At 50.6% G+C, this 17,519-nt stretch carries 16 protein-coding genes; all 16 read left to right on the forward strand.

What is annotated here, in order from left to right; all coding sequences use genetic code 11:
* The first annotated feature begins 55 nt into the window (after positions 1 to 55).
* The 16 genes from floA to rpoD all read left to right on the forward strand — a co-directional run bounded on the left by floA (position 56) and on the right by rpoD (position 17,412).
* Complete coding sequence (gene floA, locus LDO05_RS06635; protein ID WP_276575565.1) at positions 56 to 1,054, forward strand: flotillin-like protein FloA; 999 nt, start codon at positions 56 to 58, stop codon at positions 1,052 to 1,054.
* Positions 1,055 to 1,066: 12 nt separating this feature from the next.
* A complete protein-coding gene (locus LDO05_RS06640; protein WP_251378072.1) occupies positions 1,067 to 1,645 on the forward strand; it encodes a hypothetical protein in 579 nt (192 codons plus the stop codon).
* A gap of 148 nt (positions 1,646 to 1,793) precedes the next feature.
* On the forward strand, positions 1,794 to 2,087 hold the full coding sequence (yqfC, locus tag LDO05_RS06645; protein ID WP_251378073.1) for a sporulation protein YqfC: 294 nt from the start codon (positions 1,794 to 1,796) through the stop codon (positions 2,085 to 2,087).
* The gene (gene yqfD, locus LDO05_RS06650) at positions 2,084 to 3,265 is read left to right on the forward strand and encodes a sporulation protein YqfD (RefSeq protein ID WP_251378074.1); all 1,182 of its coding nucleotides are present in this window, start codon (positions 2,084 to 2,086) and stop codon (positions 3,263 to 3,265) included. Before yqfC ends, yqfD begins: the two co-directional genes overlap by 4 nt.
* A gap of 6 nt (positions 3,266 to 3,271) precedes the next feature.
* A complete protein-coding gene (locus tag LDO05_RS06655) occupies positions 3,272 to 4,243 on the forward strand; it encodes a PhoH family protein (protein ID WP_251378075.1) in 972 nt (323 codons plus the stop codon).
* Between the two features lie 84 nt (positions 4,244 to 4,327).
* The gene (locus LDO05_RS06660; RefSeq protein WP_251378076.1) at positions 4,328 to 6,619 is read left to right on the forward strand and encodes an HD family phosphohydrolase; all 2,292 of its coding nucleotides are present in this window, start codon (positions 4,328 to 4,330) and stop codon (positions 6,617 to 6,619) included.
* Positions 6,591 to 7,088, forward strand: a complete 498-nt coding sequence (gene ybeY, locus LDO05_RS06665) for an rRNA maturation RNase YbeY (RefSeq protein WP_251378077.1) — start codon at positions 6,591 to 6,593, stop codon at positions 7,086 to 7,088. Before LDO05_RS06660 ends, ybeY begins: the two co-directional genes overlap by 29 nt.
* The gene (locus LDO05_RS06670) at positions 7,088 to 7,462 is read left to right on the forward strand and encodes a diacylglycerol kinase family protein (protein WP_251378078.1); all 375 of its coding nucleotides are present in this window, start codon (positions 7,088 to 7,090) and stop codon (positions 7,460 to 7,462) included. The genes ybeY and LDO05_RS06670 overlap by 1 nt, the downstream gene beginning before the upstream one ends.
* A gap of 934 nt (positions 7,463 to 8,396) precedes the next feature.
* Positions 8,397 to 9,296, forward strand: a complete 900-nt coding sequence (era, locus tag LDO05_RS06675) for a GTPase Era (protein WP_251378079.1) — start codon at positions 8,397 to 8,399, stop codon at positions 9,294 to 9,296.
* 102 nt (positions 9,297 to 9,398) lie between these two features.
* The gene (locus LDO05_RS06680; RefSeq protein WP_251378080.1) at positions 9,399 to 9,536 is read left to right on the forward strand and encodes a YqzL family protein; all 138 of its coding nucleotides are present in this window, start codon (positions 9,399 to 9,401) and stop codon (positions 9,534 to 9,536) included.
* Positions 9,537 to 9,574: 38 nt separating this feature from the next.
* Positions 9,575 to 10,327, forward strand: a complete 753-nt coding sequence (gene recO, locus LDO05_RS06685) for a DNA repair protein RecO (protein WP_251378081.1) — start codon at positions 9,575 to 9,577, stop codon at positions 10,325 to 10,327.
* 415 nt (positions 10,328 to 10,742) lie between these two features.
* Positions 10,743 to 11,630 carry a glycine--tRNA ligase subunit alpha gene (glyQ, locus tag LDO05_RS06690; RefSeq protein WP_251378082.1) on the forward strand — a complete coding sequence of 296 codons (888 nt, stop codon included), beginning with the start codon at positions 10,743 to 10,745 and terminating at the stop codon, positions 11,628 to 11,630.
* Entirely contained in the window at positions 11,623 to 13,701 is a 2,079-nt protein-coding gene (gene glyS, locus LDO05_RS06695; RefSeq protein ID WP_251378083.1) for a glycine--tRNA ligase subunit beta, read from the forward strand. Before glyQ ends, glyS begins: the two co-directional genes overlap by 8 nt.
* 114 nt (positions 13,702 to 13,815) lie before the next feature.
* Positions 13,816 to 14,271, forward strand: a complete 456-nt coding sequence (locus LDO05_RS06700) for a YaiI/YqxD family protein (RefSeq protein WP_251378084.1) — start codon at positions 13,816 to 13,818, stop codon at positions 14,269 to 14,271.
* Between the two features lie 134 nt (positions 14,272 to 14,405).
* Positions 14,406 to 16,244 (forward strand): DNA primase, encoded by a 1,839-nt coding sequence (gene dnaG / locus LDO05_RS06705; protein ID WP_251378085.1) that lies wholly within the window; start codon positions 14,406 to 14,408, stop codon positions 16,242 to 16,244.
* A 34-nt stretch (positions 16,245 to 16,278) separates the two neighbouring features.
* The gene (rpoD, locus tag LDO05_RS06710) at positions 16,279 to 17,412 is read left to right on the forward strand and encodes an RNA polymerase sigma factor RpoD (protein WP_251378086.1); all 1,134 of its coding nucleotides are present in this window, start codon (positions 16,279 to 16,281) and stop codon (positions 17,410 to 17,412) included.
* Positions 17,413 to 17,519: the final 107 nt, after the last annotated feature.

Here is a 17,519-nt window from a genome sequence, read left to right on the forward strand (position 1 = left end):
AGCTCTGCTCATCCTTATAACTATAAATTATAGACATTAGGAGCTGATACGCTGTATGTTGGATTCATCATTTATTGGAATACTGCTCATTGTGGTTGTCGCCATTATTGTACTGAGCATTTTCCTGAGCTTCTTCCCGGTAATGCTGTGGATTTCCGCCCTTGCCTCCGGAGTTCGGATCAGTATATTGACTCTGGTTGCCATGAGACTTCGCCGGGTTACGCCGGCCCGAATTGTTAATCCGCTCATAAAGGCTCATAAGGCGGGTCTGGGTCTCACCATTAACCAGCTCGAAAGCCATTATTTGGCCGGGGGTAATGTGGACCGGGTGGTTAATGCCTTGATTGCGGCTCAGCGTGCAAATATTCCTCTCGAGTTCGAACGGGCGGCTGCGATAGATCTGGCGGGCCGTGATGTGCTTCAAGCGGTTCAGATGAGCGTTAATCCGAGAGTCATCGAGACTCCGGTAGTAGCGGCAGTGGCAAAGGACGGGATTGAGGTTAAGGTTAAAGCGCGGGTTACGGTACGTGCGAACATTGACCGTCTCGTCGGCGGTGCCGGGGAAGAGACCATTATTGCCCGTGTTGGTGAGGGTATTGTAACTACGGTAGGTTCAAGTAACTCCCACAAAGATGTGCTTGAGAATCCCGATTTAATTTCCCGTACTGTTCTTAATAAAGGACTTGATGCAGGAACCGCATTTGAGATTCTCTCGATTGATATTGCGGACGTGGATGTAGGTAAAAATATCGGCGCGTTCCTGCAGACAGAACAGGCAGAAGCTGATAAGCGGATTGCCCAGGCCAAGGCTGAGGAACGCAGAGCCATGGCAGTAGCCCAAGAGCAAGAGATGAAGGCCCGCGTAGTCGAGATGCGTGCCCGCGTAGTAGAGTCGGAATCTGCGGTTCCTCTAGCTATGGCTGAAGCTCTAAAGGCTGGCCAGATTGGTGTGCTAGACTACATGAATCTTAAGAATATTGAAGCCGATACCAATATGCGTAGCACGATTGGTAAGCCAGGTGACGCATCTTCTACAACCAAGGATGACGAATAGGCGGTGTTCTAGATGAGGGATCTGCTGGAATGGGTGCAGAGCCATCTGTATCTGGTTATCGTTATCGGATTTGCGGTCTTGTCTATGCTGGGTAAGAAGGGCAAGTCCTCAGGACGCGGTTCTAACCGGATGCCAACCTTCGGGGAAGATCCAGGCAATCAACCCAAGCCTGTTCGTCAGCCCAATCAGACAAGGCCCGGCACTCTTCAGAGCGCCGGACAGGGCGAACAGCGGGGCCTTGGGTCAGATCAGAGAATGGAAGATTGGGGAAGAAATATTCTCCCGGGGTCTGCTACGAGCAGCTGGGCGGAGCATGAGGAGAATTCTATCGGTCCCAAATCTGCGGCCATTGAGGAGGGACGGGAGGCTGCTGAGATCATCAGTCTGCAGCGTAAGCTTGAACAGCTTGAACACACCAACCGTTCCCTTGTCCGTGAATTGAAGCGTAAGAATGCACCTGGACCTGAGGCCACTCGGCCTGCCGGTGAAGGTGCCCCTGCTTTGAATACAAGTCAGCTGGCAGACGGGATTGTCTGGGCCGAGATTCTGGGCAAGCCGCGTGCGAGACGTCCGTATACGTATAAAAGATAAGTTTTGAGGGCTGTATCCATATGGATCAGCCCTTTTTCTTGTCTACACCACTTGAGCTGTCCAATTTCAATTCTGTAAAAAAGATTCCTGAGCCTCATAAATCAGCATCCTCCCGCATAATTTGTACAGTATGGAAGGAGGACTGCCGATGAGCCGTTTCACCCGCAAACTACGTAAATGGTCGGTCGATATCCTGGACCTCCCTCAGGATCTTGTCATGGATCTGCCGAGGCTCACGATGGTTGGCAGCAAGCAGTTATTGATTGAGAACCATCGCGGTGTCCTGCATTTTGCTCCAAATAACTTGAGATTAGCACTTCCGGAGGGCTTTCTGTCCGTAGAGGGAAGCCACCTAGTCATAAAAGCGATTATGCCAGAAGAAGTATTAATAGAAGGCGATATCGCTGCAATCCAGTACTTTGGAACGGGGGAGAAACGATGAAGACACCGGGATTAACCAAATTACGCGGTTCGGTAAAGGTGACTATTCGTGGTGGGCATATTGAAGCCTTTGTGAATGAACTGGCCAGGGAACGAATCGAGGTATGGAACCTCAAATCATTGGGTCCTAACCGGCTCGAGATGGAGGTGGTTATCTCTGATTATTACCGGCTTCGTCCGCTCCTCAAGAAGACAAGCTGCCGGGTTCATGTGGACCGGAGAGAGGGTCTGCCTTTTTTTTGGAACCGGGTATTCAGACGAAAATGGTTTATCGCGGGGTTTGTTCTCTTTTTTCTGATGATCTTTGGCTTCTCTTCGCTGGTATGGAATGTGGAGGTGAAGGGCAATGTGAGAATACCCACCGAGGATATATTGCTTGCCGCCAAAGAGGAGGGCATTTACCCGTTTCAGTGGATCTTTCGTCTGCCAGATCAGGACAAGCTCTCCAAGGATCTGACAAGAAAACTCAGCGGAACCTCATGGGTCGGTGTTTCAAAGACAGGGACCAAGGTTACGATTGAGGTGGTAGAGGCTGCTCAGCCCAAGAATGCGGAGCTGCTCAGCCCCAGGCATCTTGTCAGCAAGACGGATGCGGTAGTGACGCATATTTTTGCCGAACGGGGACAGCCAGAGGTATCGAAGAATGACCGAGTAACGAAGGGAGCTACGTTAATCTCGGGAATTCAGGGCGAGCAAGCTGTCGTGGCTAAAGGAAATGTGAGGGGTCTTGTCTGGCATGAATATGACATTGAGGCACCACTTGTCCGCAAGCAGAAGGTCTATACGGGAGAGAAGAAAGAGCGAGGCTATCTGTATTTCGGCGGTACGGCAATTCAGATCTGGGGCTATGGCAAGGATGGGTATGAACAATCGCAGACGCTAACCCAGCTGGATCCGTTAACATGGAGACAGTGGAAGCTCCCGATAGGCTGGATGTCCGAGGACGTGCTGGAGGTCACGGAGCTTGAGACCAAGCAGTCCGTAGAACAGACTGCGACTCGTGGACTTGAGAGAGCGAAGCTCGATATCTTGGCGAAGAATGGAGCGGACGCTCAAATTGTGCAGCAAAAAATTTTGCATGAGAAGACAGACAATGGTAAAGTTTATATGAAAGTGCTTTTTGAAGTGGAACAGAATATAGCGGAAGAACTTCCGATAGTTCACGATCAAGGAGAATGAGGCTACTTGTCAGAGCAAACTGTAAGCATCAAGATACCGCTGCAAAGTGCAGCAGAGGGACTGTCTTTATTCGGCCCTCAAGACACCTTCCTTAAGCTGGTTGAAGAGAAAGTGGCAGTACAAGTGGTTTCGCGGGAATCGGAGATTACGATTCGCGGAGAGAGAAGAAGTGTTGATGTGGTGCAGCAGCTGTTCGAGGTTCTACTGCAGCTCATTCGCAATGGATACGTACTCACCGAACGTGATGTGCTGTATGCAATAGACCTTGCTCTTGATTTACGCGCTGACCAATTGCTTGATTTATATAAAGGTGAGGTTGCGATAACTTATAGAGGCAAGCCGATCCGTGTGAAGACAATCGGGCAGAAGCACTATGTTACAACTATTAAGAAAAGAGACATTGTCTTCGGAGTAGGTCCTGCGGGTACCGGCAAAACTTATTTGGCCGTTGTTCTTGCCATCACAGCGCTGAAGGAAGGATCGGTCAAGCGGATCGTACTTACCAGACCTGCTGTAGAGGCCGGCGAAAGCCTAGGCTTCCTTCCGGGTGATCTGCAGGAGAAGGTAGATCCGTATCTTCGTCCGTTGTATGATGCACTTTATGACGTAATGGGACCTGAACAGACCGCCAAGGCCTTGGAGAGAGGGTTAATTGAGATTGCCCCTCTGGCTTACATGCGCGGGAGAACCCTTGATGATGCTTTCGTTATCCTGGATGAAGCCCAGAATACGACGCCGGAGCAAATGAAAATGTTCCTTACACGTCTCGGCTTTGGCTCAAAAATGGTGATTACGGGGGACGTAACCCAGATTGATTTGCCTAGAGGCAAGAAGTCGGGGTTGGTGGAAGCCAAGTCCATCCTTAAGAACATTGATGAGATCGGCTTCGTCTATTTCGACGAATCGGACGTTGTGCGTCACTCACTTGTTCAAAAAATTATTATCGCTTACGACCAGGCTGCAGAGAATCAGGACTAGCAGCACAAGGGGAGCAACCGTCAATCTAAAGAGAGAAATCCCACAAATAATCAGGTACTTTCAGAAGATAGAGAGGGTTGTTCAATGACCTCGAAAGAAACGTCGAAAAGCAGTACATTTCAATCCAAAACGGCAGGATGGAAACATAGCGTCCCTGTACGCTATGTTCTGTTCTTGCTGTTTGTTGTTTTATTTTATGTCAGTCTTGCTCCTAAGCTGTTGCCAGAACGCTACAATATTGTAATTGGGCAGCCAAGTGACAAGGAAATTCTGGCACCTGTCCAGATTCCTAATAACAAAGCAACGCTCAAGGCACAGGAGCAGGCAGCCGAGAAACAGAAGGATATTTACAAGATCGTATCGCTTCGTAATGAAGTGCTTGCCGCCCAGCTTCTTGACCGGATTCTGCGCTTGAACCAGGATGATCAGGTCTCAAGAGAGGACAAGATCTCGATCTATCGTCAGGAGCTGCCCAGCAAGGTGCAGGAATACCTGCAGAGCTATATTGTGAACAATAAGCTCTCCTCCGCCTATTCGGAATCTTTGCTGGAAGAGATGAAGAAACGGATTAATGAGCAGGCTTATCATATTTCCGAAGAGACATTTATCAAGATTCCCCGGCTTACACCGGAGGATATCAGTGAAATGAAGCCTGTAGCGAAGGACATTGTATCCAGGCTTATGAGTGATCAGGTGACTGAAGCCCCGGCGGTACGTGCCAAAGTTGCCGAGCAGATCAGCTCCAGTATGCTGAGCAAGCGGATCTCCCGGGAGGTCGCCCAGGAGCTAATACGGCTGGTAATTACACCGAATAACTTCAGGGATGATGAGGCAACCAAGGAAGCCAAGGTACTCGCAAGAGAGAGTACCGAGCCCGTGTATATCAATCAGGGTGATGTGCTTGTTGCAAAAGGCGAGCGGATTACCGAGGAAATGTACAATTTGCTGGATCAGAACGGGCTGCTTAAGGATGAAGTCAACTACTGGCCACAGCTTGGACTGCTGCTGATGTCCCTTTTGTTAGGTTTCGGCCTGATTATGTACATGCGCCAATCGGAGGGAGCCGCCAGGTTCAAATATAACAACGTGCAGCTGACTATGCTGCTGTTGATTTTTGCGATTACAATTCTCTCTATCCATGTGGTTAATGTTCTACAGAGCGCTCAGCGCCCTTATATAGGGTATCTGGCGCCAATCGCAACAGGAGCCATGCTGATTACCCTGCTGATTGATATTCCATTAGCTTATATCAGCTCCATCGTGCTCGGAATACTGGCAAGTATCATACTGAACAGCCACCAGGGCCAAATTTTTGATTTCTATTTCGGCTTCTTCGCGGTCATTATATCGTTCGTGTCCATATTCTCGATTCACCGTGCCAGTCAGCGTTCCACGATTCTTAAAGCGGGAATTATGGTCTGCCTGTTCGGTTCCCTGTCCGTGTTCACGCTTGTTCTGCTTAACGAGAATGGCTGGACCCAGTCTGGCACGCTGTATGCGATTGGGTTTGCTTTTGCCGGGGGGCTTCTGACCACGATTCTGGTTATTGGTCTAATGCCATTCTTTGAAGTATCCTTCGGCATTCTGTCCGCGCTTAAGCTGGTGGAGCTGTCCAATCCTAACCATCCGCTGTTAAGAAAGCTTCTCACGGAGACGCCTGGAACCTATCATCATAGTGTGATGGTCGGCAATCTGTCTGAAGCAGCGGCGGAAGCCATTGGTGCGAACGGACTGCTGTGCAGAGTCGGATCGTATTATCACGATATCGGCAAGACGAAGCGGCCAAGCTATTTCATTGAGAACCAGAACAATATTGAGAATCCACATGATTTCATCGATCCGAAGCTGAGTAAGTCGATTATCGTGGCTCATGCACGGGATGGGGTCGAGATGCTTAAGGAGTACAAGCTTCCTAAGCCGATTCGGGATATTGCCGAGCAGCATCATGGAACTACCTTCCTGCACTTCTTCTATCACAAAGCGCTGAGGAATGCTGAGGAACAGGGGGGAGAGCCAGACTTTACCGAAGCGGATTTCCGTTATCCGGGACCGAAAGCGCAATCGAAGGAGGCCGCGGTTGTCGGGATTGCCGATAGTGTTGAGGCCGCAGTAAGATCGCTGCGCAAACCGACGGTGGAACAGGTCGAATCCATGATTGAGAAGATTATAAAAAGCCGTCTTGATGACCATCAGTTCAATGAATGTGATCTGACGATGCGGGAGCTTGATGTGATCGCCAAGACATTGCAAGAAACCGTTATGGGCATCTTCCATTCCCGGATCGAGTATCCAGAGGAGATTAAGAAGCCAAAAGGAAATGATGAGACAGACAAGGGGCGTGAAGTGAATGGGTCTGAAGCTGGCTTGGAACAATGAGCAGGATGACTTTGAGATCAGTCAGGAATTGATTGATCTGCTGGAGAAAGCCCTGGATATAGCAGGAGAGGCCGAAGGAATTGTTGACGGAGAAGTGGACCTTACCTTCGTCAATAATGAGGCTATTCATGAACTGAACCGGGAGTACAGGGGAATTGACCGGCCAACGGACGTATTGTCTTTTGCGATGAATGAATCCGTTGATGAGGAGCCGGAGATACTGTACGAGCTCGAAGAGGGTCAGAGCCTGGATGATATCCCGGATGTACTTGGAGATATTATCATTTCAGTGGAACGGGCAAAAGAGCAGAGTGAGGAATACGGACATTCGCTTGAGCGGGAGATCGGCTTTCTGTTCGTGCATGGATTCCTGCATCTGCTCGGCTACGATCATCAGGATGACGCCAGCGAAGCAGAAATGATGTCTAAGCAGGAAGCTGCTCTTTCAAGGGTCGGCCTAGTACGGTAATGAAGCGAAGTCATAGTTGGAGTTCCACTTTCCGTTATGCAATCGAAGGCATAGGGTACGGGCTCAGAACACAGCGCAATTTACGCGTTCATGTTATTTGCGCGGTGCTGGCGGCCGGTGCGGCCGCCTTTTTCCATTTACCAGCAACCAAGTGGGCGATCCTGCTGCTTACCATCGCGCTCGTCATTTCGCTGGAGCTGATCAACACCGCCATCGAGTCGGTGGTAGACCTGGCAAGCCCGGATATCCATCCTTTGGCCAAAGCCGCCAAGGACACCGCCGCCGGCGCTGTTCTCGTCGCAGCGATCTTGGCTGTGATTATCGGTATAGTGCTGTTCTACGCTCCCGTACTTGAGTGGGTAACTGGTAAATAACCAAAATATAAGACGAGCTTGAAATTATAATATATGTACGGTCGTAACTACGAGGTTGCTTGGACTTTCGGCCGCTGCCCGCCTCCAGATTTCTTGAACTATACGCATAGCGGTTGAAATCCGGAGACAAAGCTTATGCTTCCGGTATAGCTTTCTTTCAGAAAGCTTGTAGGTGAACGCGTTCGCCCCTACAGTTCCAAGCTTCCCCTCCGTTACGCCTTATGTATACGGGTCTATGCTCGAAGTAGAGCGCATCCCGCAGGGACAGCGTCTCCGAGCACGGAGTACCACAAACCCGAACGGATCTGTGCTCGAAGTAGAGCGCATCCCGCAGGGACAGCGCCTCCGAGCACGGAGTACCACAAACCTGCACGTGTCTGTGCTCGAAGTAGAGCGCATCCCGCAGGGACAGCGTCTCCGAGCACGCAGCAACACAACCCGCACGGGTCTGTGCTCGAAGTAGAGCGCATCCCGCAGGGACAGCGCAACCGAGCACGCAGCAACACAACCCGCACGGGTCTATGCTCGAAGTAGAGCGCATCCCGCAGGGACAGCGTCTCCGAGCACGGAGTACCACAAACCCGCACGGATCTGTGCTCGAAGTAGAGCGCATCCCGCAGGGACAGCGCCTCCCAGCACGCAGCGACAACAAACGCTCCCGCCAGTGCTCCGCAAGTAAAGCGTGTCCCGCAGGGACGACAAGCGGCTCATCGCACGCATTCTCAAAGTGCCGGCAGGAGCGCCAGAAGTCAAGCGTGCCCCGAAGGGGCGGCAAGCGGCTCAACGCACCAACCGTAGCCCAGGCGCACCCACCCATCCATAATCAGCCAAACTGCAGGGTGTCCAGAGGGCAGAGCCCTTGGGGCCCTCCCTAAGCAGGGAGGGTTTGGGTGGGTATGAAAAGAAATGTTTATACAAAAAAAGGAGTATTCCAATGAAATCTAAATTCAAATCCGGCTTCGTCGCCATCGTCGGACGCCCCAATGTGGGCAAATCGACATTAATGAACCAGGTCATCGGGCAAAAGATCGCGATTATGTCCGACAAGCCGCAGACCACGCGCAACAAAATTCACGGGGTCTATACGACACCGGAACTGCAGATCGTGTTCCTGGATACACCGGGAATCCATAAGCGCCAATCCAAACTGGGTGACTTCATGAATCAGACCGCGCTGAATACCCTGGGTGAGGTGGAAGCCGTACTATTCCTTGCCGATGCTTCGGAAGGGTTCGGGGGCGGTGACCGGTTCATTATCGAACGCCTGAAGGGAATCCGCACTCCGGTCATTCTGATTCTTAACAAAATTGATAAAATAGAGCCCGAGCAGCTGCTGCCTCTGATTGAAGAATATCGCAAGCTGAACGATTTTGCGGAGATCATTCCAATCTCTGCAATGCACGGCAATAACGTCAATACGATGCTTGAGCAGATCGCCAAGTATTTACCGGAAGGACCGCAGTATTATCCCGATGATCAGATCACGGACCACCCGGAGCAATTCGTATGCGCCGAGCTGATCCGGGAGAAGATTCTTCAGAATACACGTGAAGAGGTTCCCCACTCCATCGCGGTTACTATTGAGGATATGAAGGTGGAGAACAACGGAGTCGTTCATATCTCGGCGGTCATTTATGTTGAACGGGATTCACAGAAAGGCATTATTATAGGCAAGCAGGGAGCCATGCTCAAGGAAGTGGGCCGATTGGCCAGACACGATATCGAGAACCTCTTGGGCTCTAAGATATTCCTTGAACTATGGGTTAAAGTGAAGAAGGATTGGCGTAACCAGGATCGGGTGCTCAAGGACCTTGGGTTCCACAAGAACTCCTAGGGTAATTGTATACTGGGAGTTATTGCATCACATAGTTCGGATTCCACAGCACATCCTAATCTCGTAAATGCAGCGTCATTTTCTGAGAGGGGATGAGAACGTATGCGTGACTTTTCGTGGAATTATTTTACGAACAGTGGGGATGTCGATGCTTACCTGCTCTATAAAGCGGCCACTGTCCATACAGATCAGGAGCCGGAGGCCGCGGAGGAATTGATCCTGGAGGAGGAAGCGAATTAACCGCTTGTGAATGTCAGGGACAGCTTGGGGGAGGTTGCATGCTTTACAGGGTGGAGGGGATAGTCATCCGCAGCATGGATTACGGTGAGGGGAACAAGATTATAACAATCTGTACAGCCACTCATGGCAAAATTGGGGTGCTTGTGCGGGGAGCGAAGAAATCTAAAAGCCGCCATGCTGCGCTGACTCAGCCTTTTACAAATGGGGAATACCTGTTTTTCCGTACAGGAAATGGACTTGGTACCTTAAATCAAGGTGAGATTCTGGAATCTCACCATCTTTTGCGTGAGGATCTGATCTTAACTTCCTATGCTTCTTATGCCTGCGAGCTGCTGGACCGGACGCTGCAGGATGAGGAGGTTGGGGCATTCTGGTTCAATCAGCTGAAGGCTTGTCTTGAGGCTTTGACATCGGGAAAAGATCCACAGGTTACCGCGCATTTATTCGAAATGAAGATACTTCAAGCCGCCGGTTATGGGCCTGTGTTGGATAACTGTGTATCTTGCGGTAGTGAGGATGAGCCCGCTGTAGTCAGTCCGCGCCTCGGCGGTGTATTGTGCCGAAGATGCAAGCACCATGACCCGAGCGCGATGACGGTTACACCGGGGACGCTGAAGCTGTTAAGATTATTCGCGAAGCTGGATCTTCGGCGTCTTGGGAACATCGATGTCAAAGACACCACGAAGGCCGAGATGAAAGTGGTTATGCGCGCGTTTATGGATGCCCAGCTTAACCTTAATCTGAAATCACAGCGTTTTTTGGATCAGCTGGATAAATATGAACTTGAATAGCCAAAGCTAATGCTGCCCTTGTGATTATTTTTTTGATTATGCTACGGTTTGACTAACGTCAGGAAATCATTTATTATGGACTAGAAATTCTCTGATAGAGAACATGCGTTGAACGGGAAAGTAATGAATTGCGGTTCTAGGATTAAGCGATTCGGGGATGGTGAGAGCCCGAAAGAACGAATTCATGAAAGGGCACCCGGGAGCATGAAGCGAACGGAAAAGTGGATACAGCAGCGGCGGCAGGTAATCTGCGATGCGAGCGGCTGTATCAAGTAGGGTGGAACCGCGGGAACAGCTCTCGTCCCTATGTCTGTACAGCAGGCGTAGGGACGAGAGTTTTTTGCTGTGCTTAGGCGGTTGTAGGCCGCCTATCGTCCACTGCGTCCAATAGATAATGTGAAGGAGAATGGTGTTCATGAACTTTCAACAAATGATTCTTACACTGCAGCAATTCTGGGCCGAACACGACTGCATTATCGTGCAGCCCTATGACACGGAGAAGGGCGCGGGCACAATGAACCCGATGACCTTCCTGCGCTCCCTTGGTCCGGAGCCGTGGAAAGTGGCTTATGTGGAGCCTTCCCGGAGACCGTCGGATGGACGGTATGGAGAGAACCCGAACCGGTTGTATCAGCATCACCAGTTTCAAGTAATCATTAAGCCATCCCCGGACAATATTCAGGAGATCTACCTGGACAGCCTTAAGGCGCTTGGAGTAGACGCCCTGCAGCATGACATCAGATTCGTGGAAGATAACTGGGAGAACCCTTCCCTGGGCTGTGCGGGTCTTGGATGGGAAGTATGGCTGGACGGGATGGAGATTACCCAATTCACCTACTTTCAGCAAGTTGGCGGAATCGAGACCAACCCTGTGGCTGTTGAAATTACCTATGGTATGGAGCGCCTCGCTTCCTACATTCAAGAGAAAGAGAACGTGTTCGATCTGGAGTGGGTGAATGGAATTACTTACGGTGATGTGTTCAAACACCCGGAGTTCGAGCATTCCAAATATACGTTCGAGGTGTCCGACACCAAGATGCTGTTCACACTCTTCAACATGTATGAGCAGGAAGCGAACAAGGCGATGGAAGAGCACTTGGTCTTCCCGGCCTATGATTATGTACTGAAATGCTCACACACCTTCAACCTGCTGGATGCGCGCGGTGCAATCAGCGTAACGGAGAGAACAGGTTATATTACCCGCGTGCGCAACCTTGCCCGTCAAGTGGCAGCAACTTACATGGAGGAACGCGAGAAGCTGGGCTTCCCGCTGCTTAAGAAAGGGGGAGTAACCCGTGGCTAAAGATTTATTGTTCGAAATTGGTCTAGAGGAAGTTCCTGCCCGGTTCATCCGTGCGGCGATGGATCAGCTCAAGGACCGTATGGTCAAATGGCTGGCAGACTCAAGTATTGCACATGGAGAAGTTCAGGCATTTGCAACGCCGAGACGTCTTGCTGTCCTTGTTCAAGGCGTTGCCGAGAAGCAGGAGGACGTTCATGAGGAAGTGAAGGGGCCTTCGCGCAAAATCGCGCTTGATGAGAACGGAGCATGGAGCAAAGCGGCTCTGGGCTTTGCCCGCAGCCAAGGTGTAGATCCGGAACAGTTCACTTTCAAGGAGCTGGGCGGCACTGAATATATTTATGTGAGCAAGAGCACGACTGGTGTGGAGACCTCGGCTGTACTGGCCGAAGGCCTCCTGGGAATTCTGCAGTCGATGACATTCCCCAAGAATATGCGGTGGGGCAGTTATGAATTCAAATTCGTGCGTCCGATCCGCTGGATTGTCGCTCTGTTCGGCAAGGACATCGTGGAGATCGAGATTACCGGTGTGAAATCGGGCAATGTGACCCGGGGACATCGCTTCCTTGGTACGGATGCTGTAATTACAGAGCCATCCGGATACATTGAGACCCTGCGGACCCAGCATGTGATTGTGGATGTGAATGAGCGGAAGAAGCTGATTACATCCCAGATTGAAGAGCTCGCGGCGTCCAAGGGCTGGAATATTGCTGTCAAGGAGGATCTGCTCGAAGAGGTGCTCTTCCTGGTAGAGGTGCCGACCGTACTGTTTGGAACCTTTGAGGAATCTTTCCTCAACATCCCGCAGGAAGTGCTCATCACCTCTATGCGTGAGCACCAGCGTTATTTCCCTGTGCTGGATAGCCAAGGCTCACTGCTTCCATACTTCGTTACCGTTCGTAACGGAGGTTCGGTCGCTCTGGACACCATTGCCAAAGGGAACGAGAAGGTACTGCGGGCGCGTCTGTCTGATGCTAAATTCTTCTACGAAGAAGATCAGAAGCTCCAGATTAAGGATGCCCTGTCCAAGCTTGAGACTATTGTCTTCCACGAGGAGCTCGGCACCGTTGGTGATAAAGTCCGCCGGATCCGGAAGATCGCGGACAGTCTGTCCGAGAAGCTGAGTCTTGAGACAGCGACGGCAGAAGAAGTCAGCCGTACAGCTGAAATCTGCAAATTCGATCTTGTCACCCAGATGGTGTATGAGTTCCCTGAGCTGCAAGGTGTAATGGGAGAGGATTATGCCCGCAAGGCTGGAGAACCGGAGGCGGTTGCCAAAGGTATCCTGGAGCATTATCAGCCTAAATTCGCCGGTGATGCCGTTCCAGCATCCATGGTTGGATCTATTGTAAGCATCGCGGATAAAATGGATACGATTGCCGGCTGCTTCTCGATCGGCATCATCCCTACCGGCTCCCAGGATCCTTACGCGCTTCGTCGTCAGGCGGCGGGTATTGTACAGATTGTTCTGGAACGCAAGCTGCCGCTGCTGCTGTCGGACATCTTCACAATTGCATTGAACATTCATGAGGAAATGGGCATCCTGAAGCGGTCAACTCTTGAGATTCGCAAGGATTTGCTTGATTTCTTCGGACTTCGTGTGAAAAAGACCCTGTCAGATACCCTGCGTTATGATGTCGTTGATGCGGTCATTGCTGCAGGATATGACGATGTGGTCTCTGTTGTTGCCCGCGGAGCGGCATTAATGGATACCGTGAACGGGGAGCCTGATTTCAAGACAACCGTTGAATCCTTTAGCCGTGTTAGCAATCTGGCTTCCAAAGCTTCTGCCGAGAAGGTCAGATCCGACCTGCTGCAGGAAGAAGCGGAGAAGAATCTGTATGCGGCGTGGCAGAAGGTGTCGAATGACTACCGGAAGCAGCTGTCAGAGCAGAATCCGGCTGCGGCGCTTGCGCTGCTTAGCAGCTTGAAGCCAACCATTACAGGCTTCTTCGATTCGGTAATGGTTATGGCGGAGGATGAGCAGATCCGGTCCAACCGTCTTGCGCTTCTGGCGGCAATAGATCAGGATTTGAAGACCTTTGCCGATTTCAGCAAGCTGGTTTGGGCCTAGATAAATTCTGCGGGTTAGCGGCAGAAGATACATTTTGAATTCACGTATATAATAAATAAGCAGGAGCCATATACTAAATCGGAATGGCACATGAGAATACGGGAGCGAAGGTCAATGAGAATTGTAGTCGATGGCGATTCCTGCCCTGTAAAAGATGAGATCAGCCGGACCGGCCGCAGTCTGAATGTTCCGGTCCTCATGGTCTCGTCCTACGATCACGTTCTTCGTGCCGAAGAGGGAGTCTCTGTAATCCAGGTGGACCGGAGCTCCCAGAGTGCCGATTTGTTTATCGCTAATCATATTGCTTCAGGAGATGTTGTCATTACGCAGGACTATGGTCTGGCCGCTTTAGCGCTAGCCAAGTCCTGCGCTGTGCTTTCACCCCGCGGGGAGAGCTATCACAGCGGCAACATTGACTATCTGCTTGAGCGGAGGCATTACCATGCCAAGGCAAGAAGAGGCGGTAAATATGCCAAGGGGCCCAAACCATTTACAGATGAGGACCGGCAGGCCTTTCAGCGCGAATTGACAAAAGTTTTACTTAAATTGCAGGAGAACGTTGGATTTTAGCGAATTTATAACATATGTGTTACATGGAATGCTCAGCGTAATAAAGCCATTCCTGTAACCATTTCTCTTGAGAATGAGCAATCAGGTTGAAGTGTCTTTAGTTCATTCAATTCATAGAGATGAAGGTGGTTAAGATGAGTACCGGACGGGGGACCATTCCGGAAGAGATCATTGAGTCTGTGCTTAGACAGCATGACATCGTGGATACCGTAAGTAAGCATGTTCATCTGACCAAGCAAGGGAAATATTTGAAAGGTCTTTGTCCGTTTCACTCGGAGAAGACACCGTCCTTCACAGTAACGCCTGAACGACAGATCTTTCACTGCTATGGCTGCGGAATGGGCGGCAATGCCATCAAGTTCAGGATGGAGATTGAAGGATTATCTTTCCCGGAAGCGGTTAGGGTCATGGCGGAGGATGCGAATATCCCATTCAAGGATGCGGCCGGAACCGACCATACTCCGCGCAATCCTGAGCTGGATGCGCTGCTTCAAGCCCATGAATGGAGTGCCAAGCTGTATCATTTTCTACTGAAGAATACGGAGCACGGTAGACCAGCTATGGACTATCTGAAAGCAAGAGGGTTCACAGACAAAGCGATAGACCAATTCCAAATTGGGTACGCGCCTGCCCGCTGGGATACACTCGTTCAGTTTCTGGACAAAAGATCCTTTGATCTCAGCGCGATGGAACGCGGTGGACTACTCGCTTCAAGACAAGATGGCTCCGGATTTGTAGACCGGTTCAGAGACCGAATCATTTTCCCGATTCATAACCGGACAGGGAAGGTAATAGCTTTTGCGGGGCGAATATTGGGTGAAGGACAGCCGAAATATTTGAACTCCCCGGAGAGCAAGCTGTTTATCAAGAGCCGAACCCTTTACAATCTGCATCAGGCCAAATCGGCGATCCGTAAGACGGGGCAAATTGTCCTGTTCGAGGGTTACGGTGATGTGATCAGCGCTTCTGAAGCAGGGGTTCATAATGGGGTTGCTACGATGGGAACCGCCTTGACTGACAGTCATGCGGCGATACTGCGGAACATGGCGGATGAGGTTGTTGTCTGTTATGACGGGGATAACGCCGGACAAGCCGCGGCTCTTAAGAGTATTCCCATTCTGGAAGCGGCAGGCTTTCAAGTCAAGATATCCGTTCTTAGTGAGGGACTGGACCCGGATGAGTTCATACAGAAGTATGGAGCGGAGCGTTTCATACGGCAGATCATCGAAGGCAGTGTATCCTCCATCAAATTCAAGCTGATTAACCTCAAAAAAAACCATATCATGTTAGGATCCGGCGAGGACGCCAAGGTTCCCTTCATTAAGGAAGCCCTGGAAGTGATCGCGCCCATTGAATCTCCAACGGAGAGAGAAATATATTTGAAGGAATTGTCGGCCGATCTTAAGGTCTCCTTCGAGAGCCTGAAGCAGGAATGCAATCAGATTCGTACCGATCTGCAAAAAAAGGAGCAGGGCGGGGATAATAACCCCAAAAGGTGGAATAATGGTAGGCATAAAAAAGGGCAGGCCGAAGCTCCTGTATTACTCCCGGCTTATCATGCCGCAGAGCGAAGGCTGCTGTCATTTATGCTCCAGGATGAAGAGGTTGCGGCCTATGTGAACCAGCGCCTCGGAGACAGCTTCAATATTGAAGATTATGCAGCAGTTGCTGCTTATCTATACGCATATTACGCACAGGGTAAGAGCCCGGATGCAAGCAGGTTCATTTCCTCATTACAGGATGACCGCCTTGAGAAGACCGTAAGCTCGATTGCGATGATGGACACACCGCAGGAATGGACGGTTCAGGAATTGGACGATTGTATTCGTGAGATCCGGAAGTACCCGATTCGTCAAGAGATTGAACGCAAGAAGGAAGAGATGATCTTTGCGGAGCGTGCAGGCGACTTCATGAATGCTGCACAAATAGCAAGTGAGATTATAGCCCTAGAGAGACAGATGAACGAGAAGTAGCACGGATGTTTCTAGGGAGGAGGGAGTTGAGGGAATGGCAAATGATCAGCATGCTGAACTAGAAACGGAACTTACACTCGATCAGGTGAAGGATCAGCTAATTGAGAAAGGCAAGAAGAAATCCTCATTATCCTATAAGGAAATTGTTGAGAAATTATCCCCTTTCGATCAGGATCCTGAACAAATGGATGAGTTCTTTGAACAATTAGGGGACCTTGGAATTGACGTATCCAATGAAAGTGATGAGGAGCTGATCTCCCGTCCCGGTGATGACGAGCGTGAACGTGAGGACAAGGATGATTTCAACTTTGATGATGATCTCTCCCTGCCGCCGGGAATCAAGATCAATGACCCGGTCCGGATGTATCTGAAGGAGATCGGGCGTGTTCCCCTCCTGTCAGGTGATGATGAGATCGAGCTCGCCAAGCGGATAGAGGAAGGCGATGAAGAAGCCAAACGCCGGCTGGCCGAGGCGAATCTTCGTCTCGTGGTGAGTATAGCCAAGCGTTATGTAGGACGAGGAATGCTATTCCTGGACTTGATCCAGGAAGGGAACATGGGTCTTATCAAAGCCGTGGAGAAATTCGACTTCAAGAAGGGCTTCAAATTCAGTACGTACGCGACCTGGTGGATTCGTCAGGCGATTACGCGTGCGATTGCCGACCAGGCCAGAACCATTCGGATTCCTGTGCATATGGTGGAGACCATTAACAAGCTGATCCGCGTGTCCCGTCAGCTGCTGCAGGAACTGGGCCGTGAGCCAGCCCCTGAAGAAATTGCTGCAGAGATGGAGCTCAGTGTGGAGAAGGTTCGTGAGATTATGAAGATTGCCCAGGAGCCGGTGTCTCTGGAGACACCGATCGGGGAAGAGGATGATTCTCATCTGGGTGACTTTATTGAGGATCAGGAGGCGCTCGCACCTGCTGATGCGGCGGCTTATGAACTGCTTAAGGAACAGCTCGAGGATGTTCTGGACACCTTGACCGAAAGAGAAGAGAACGTGCTTCGTCTCCGTTTTGGCCTGGATGATGGCCGGACCAGAACGCTTGAGGAAGTGGGTAAAGTGTTCGGGGTTACGAGGGAAAGAATTCGCCAGATTGAAGCCAAGGCTTTACGGAAGCTCCGTCACCCTAGCCGCAGCAAGCGGCTTAAGGATTTCCTCGAATAGCCAGGCCAAGGTATCAAGACCTTTCTGCAAGTGCAGTCAGGTCTTTTTTTCTGAATCAGGGTCATCTATAATTATTCCAGTATCTTATTCGCTGTAGCATGTGGGGG

Origin of the sequence: Paenibacillus sp. YPG26 (assembly GCF_023704175.1) — a bacterium.
GTDB lineage: Bacteria > Bacillota > Bacilli > Paenibacillales > Paenibacillaceae > Fontibacillus.

Coding starts and splice junctions, on each gene's coding strand:
- floA (WP_276575565.1), top strand. CDS start 56: ATGTTGGATTCATCATTTATTGGAATACTGCTCATTGTGGTTGTCGCC.
- LDO05_RS06640 (WP_251378072.1), top strand. CDS start 1,067: ATGAGGGATCTGCTGGAATGGGTGCAGAGCCATCTGTATCTGGTTATC.
- yqfC (WP_251378073.1), top strand. CDS start 1,794: ATGAGCCGTTTCACCCGCAAACTACGTAAATGGTCGGTCGATATCCTG.
- yqfD (WP_251378074.1), top strand. CDS start 2,084: ATGAAGACACCGGGATTAACCAAATTACGCGGTTCGGTAAAGGTGACT.
- LDO05_RS06660 (WP_251378076.1), top strand. CDS start 4,328: ATGACCTCGAAAGAAACGTCGAAAAGCAGTACATTTCAATCCAAAACG.
- ybeY (WP_251378077.1), top strand. CDS start 6,591: ATGGGTCTGAAGCTGGCTTGGAACAATGAGCAGGATGACTTTGAGATC.
- LDO05_RS06670 (WP_251378078.1), top strand. CDS start 7,088: ATGAAGCGAAGTCATAGTTGGAGTTCCACTTTCCGTTATGCAATCGAA.
- era (WP_251378079.1), top strand. CDS start 8,397: ATGAAATCTAAATTCAAATCCGGCTTCGTCGCCATCGTCGGACGCCCC.
- LDO05_RS06680 (WP_251378080.1), top strand. CDS start 9,399: ATGCGTGACTTTTCGTGGAATTATTTTACGAACAGTGGGGATGTCGAT.
- recO (WP_251378081.1), top strand. CDS start 9,575: ATGCTTTACAGGGTGGAGGGGATAGTCATCCGCAGCATGGATTACGGT.
- glyQ (WP_251378082.1), top strand. CDS start 10,743: ATGAACTTTCAACAAATGATTCTTACACTGCAGCAATTCTGGGCCGAA.
- LDO05_RS06700 (WP_251378084.1), top strand. CDS start 13,816: ATGAGAATTGTAGTCGATGGCGATTCCTGCCCTGTAAAAGATGAGATC.
- dnaG (WP_251378085.1), top strand. CDS start 14,406: ATGAGTACCGGACGGGGGACCATTCCGGAAGAGATCATTGAGTCTGTG.
- rpoD (WP_251378086.1), top strand. CDS start 16,279: ATGGCAAATGATCAGCATGCTGAACTAGAAACGGAACTTACACTCGAT.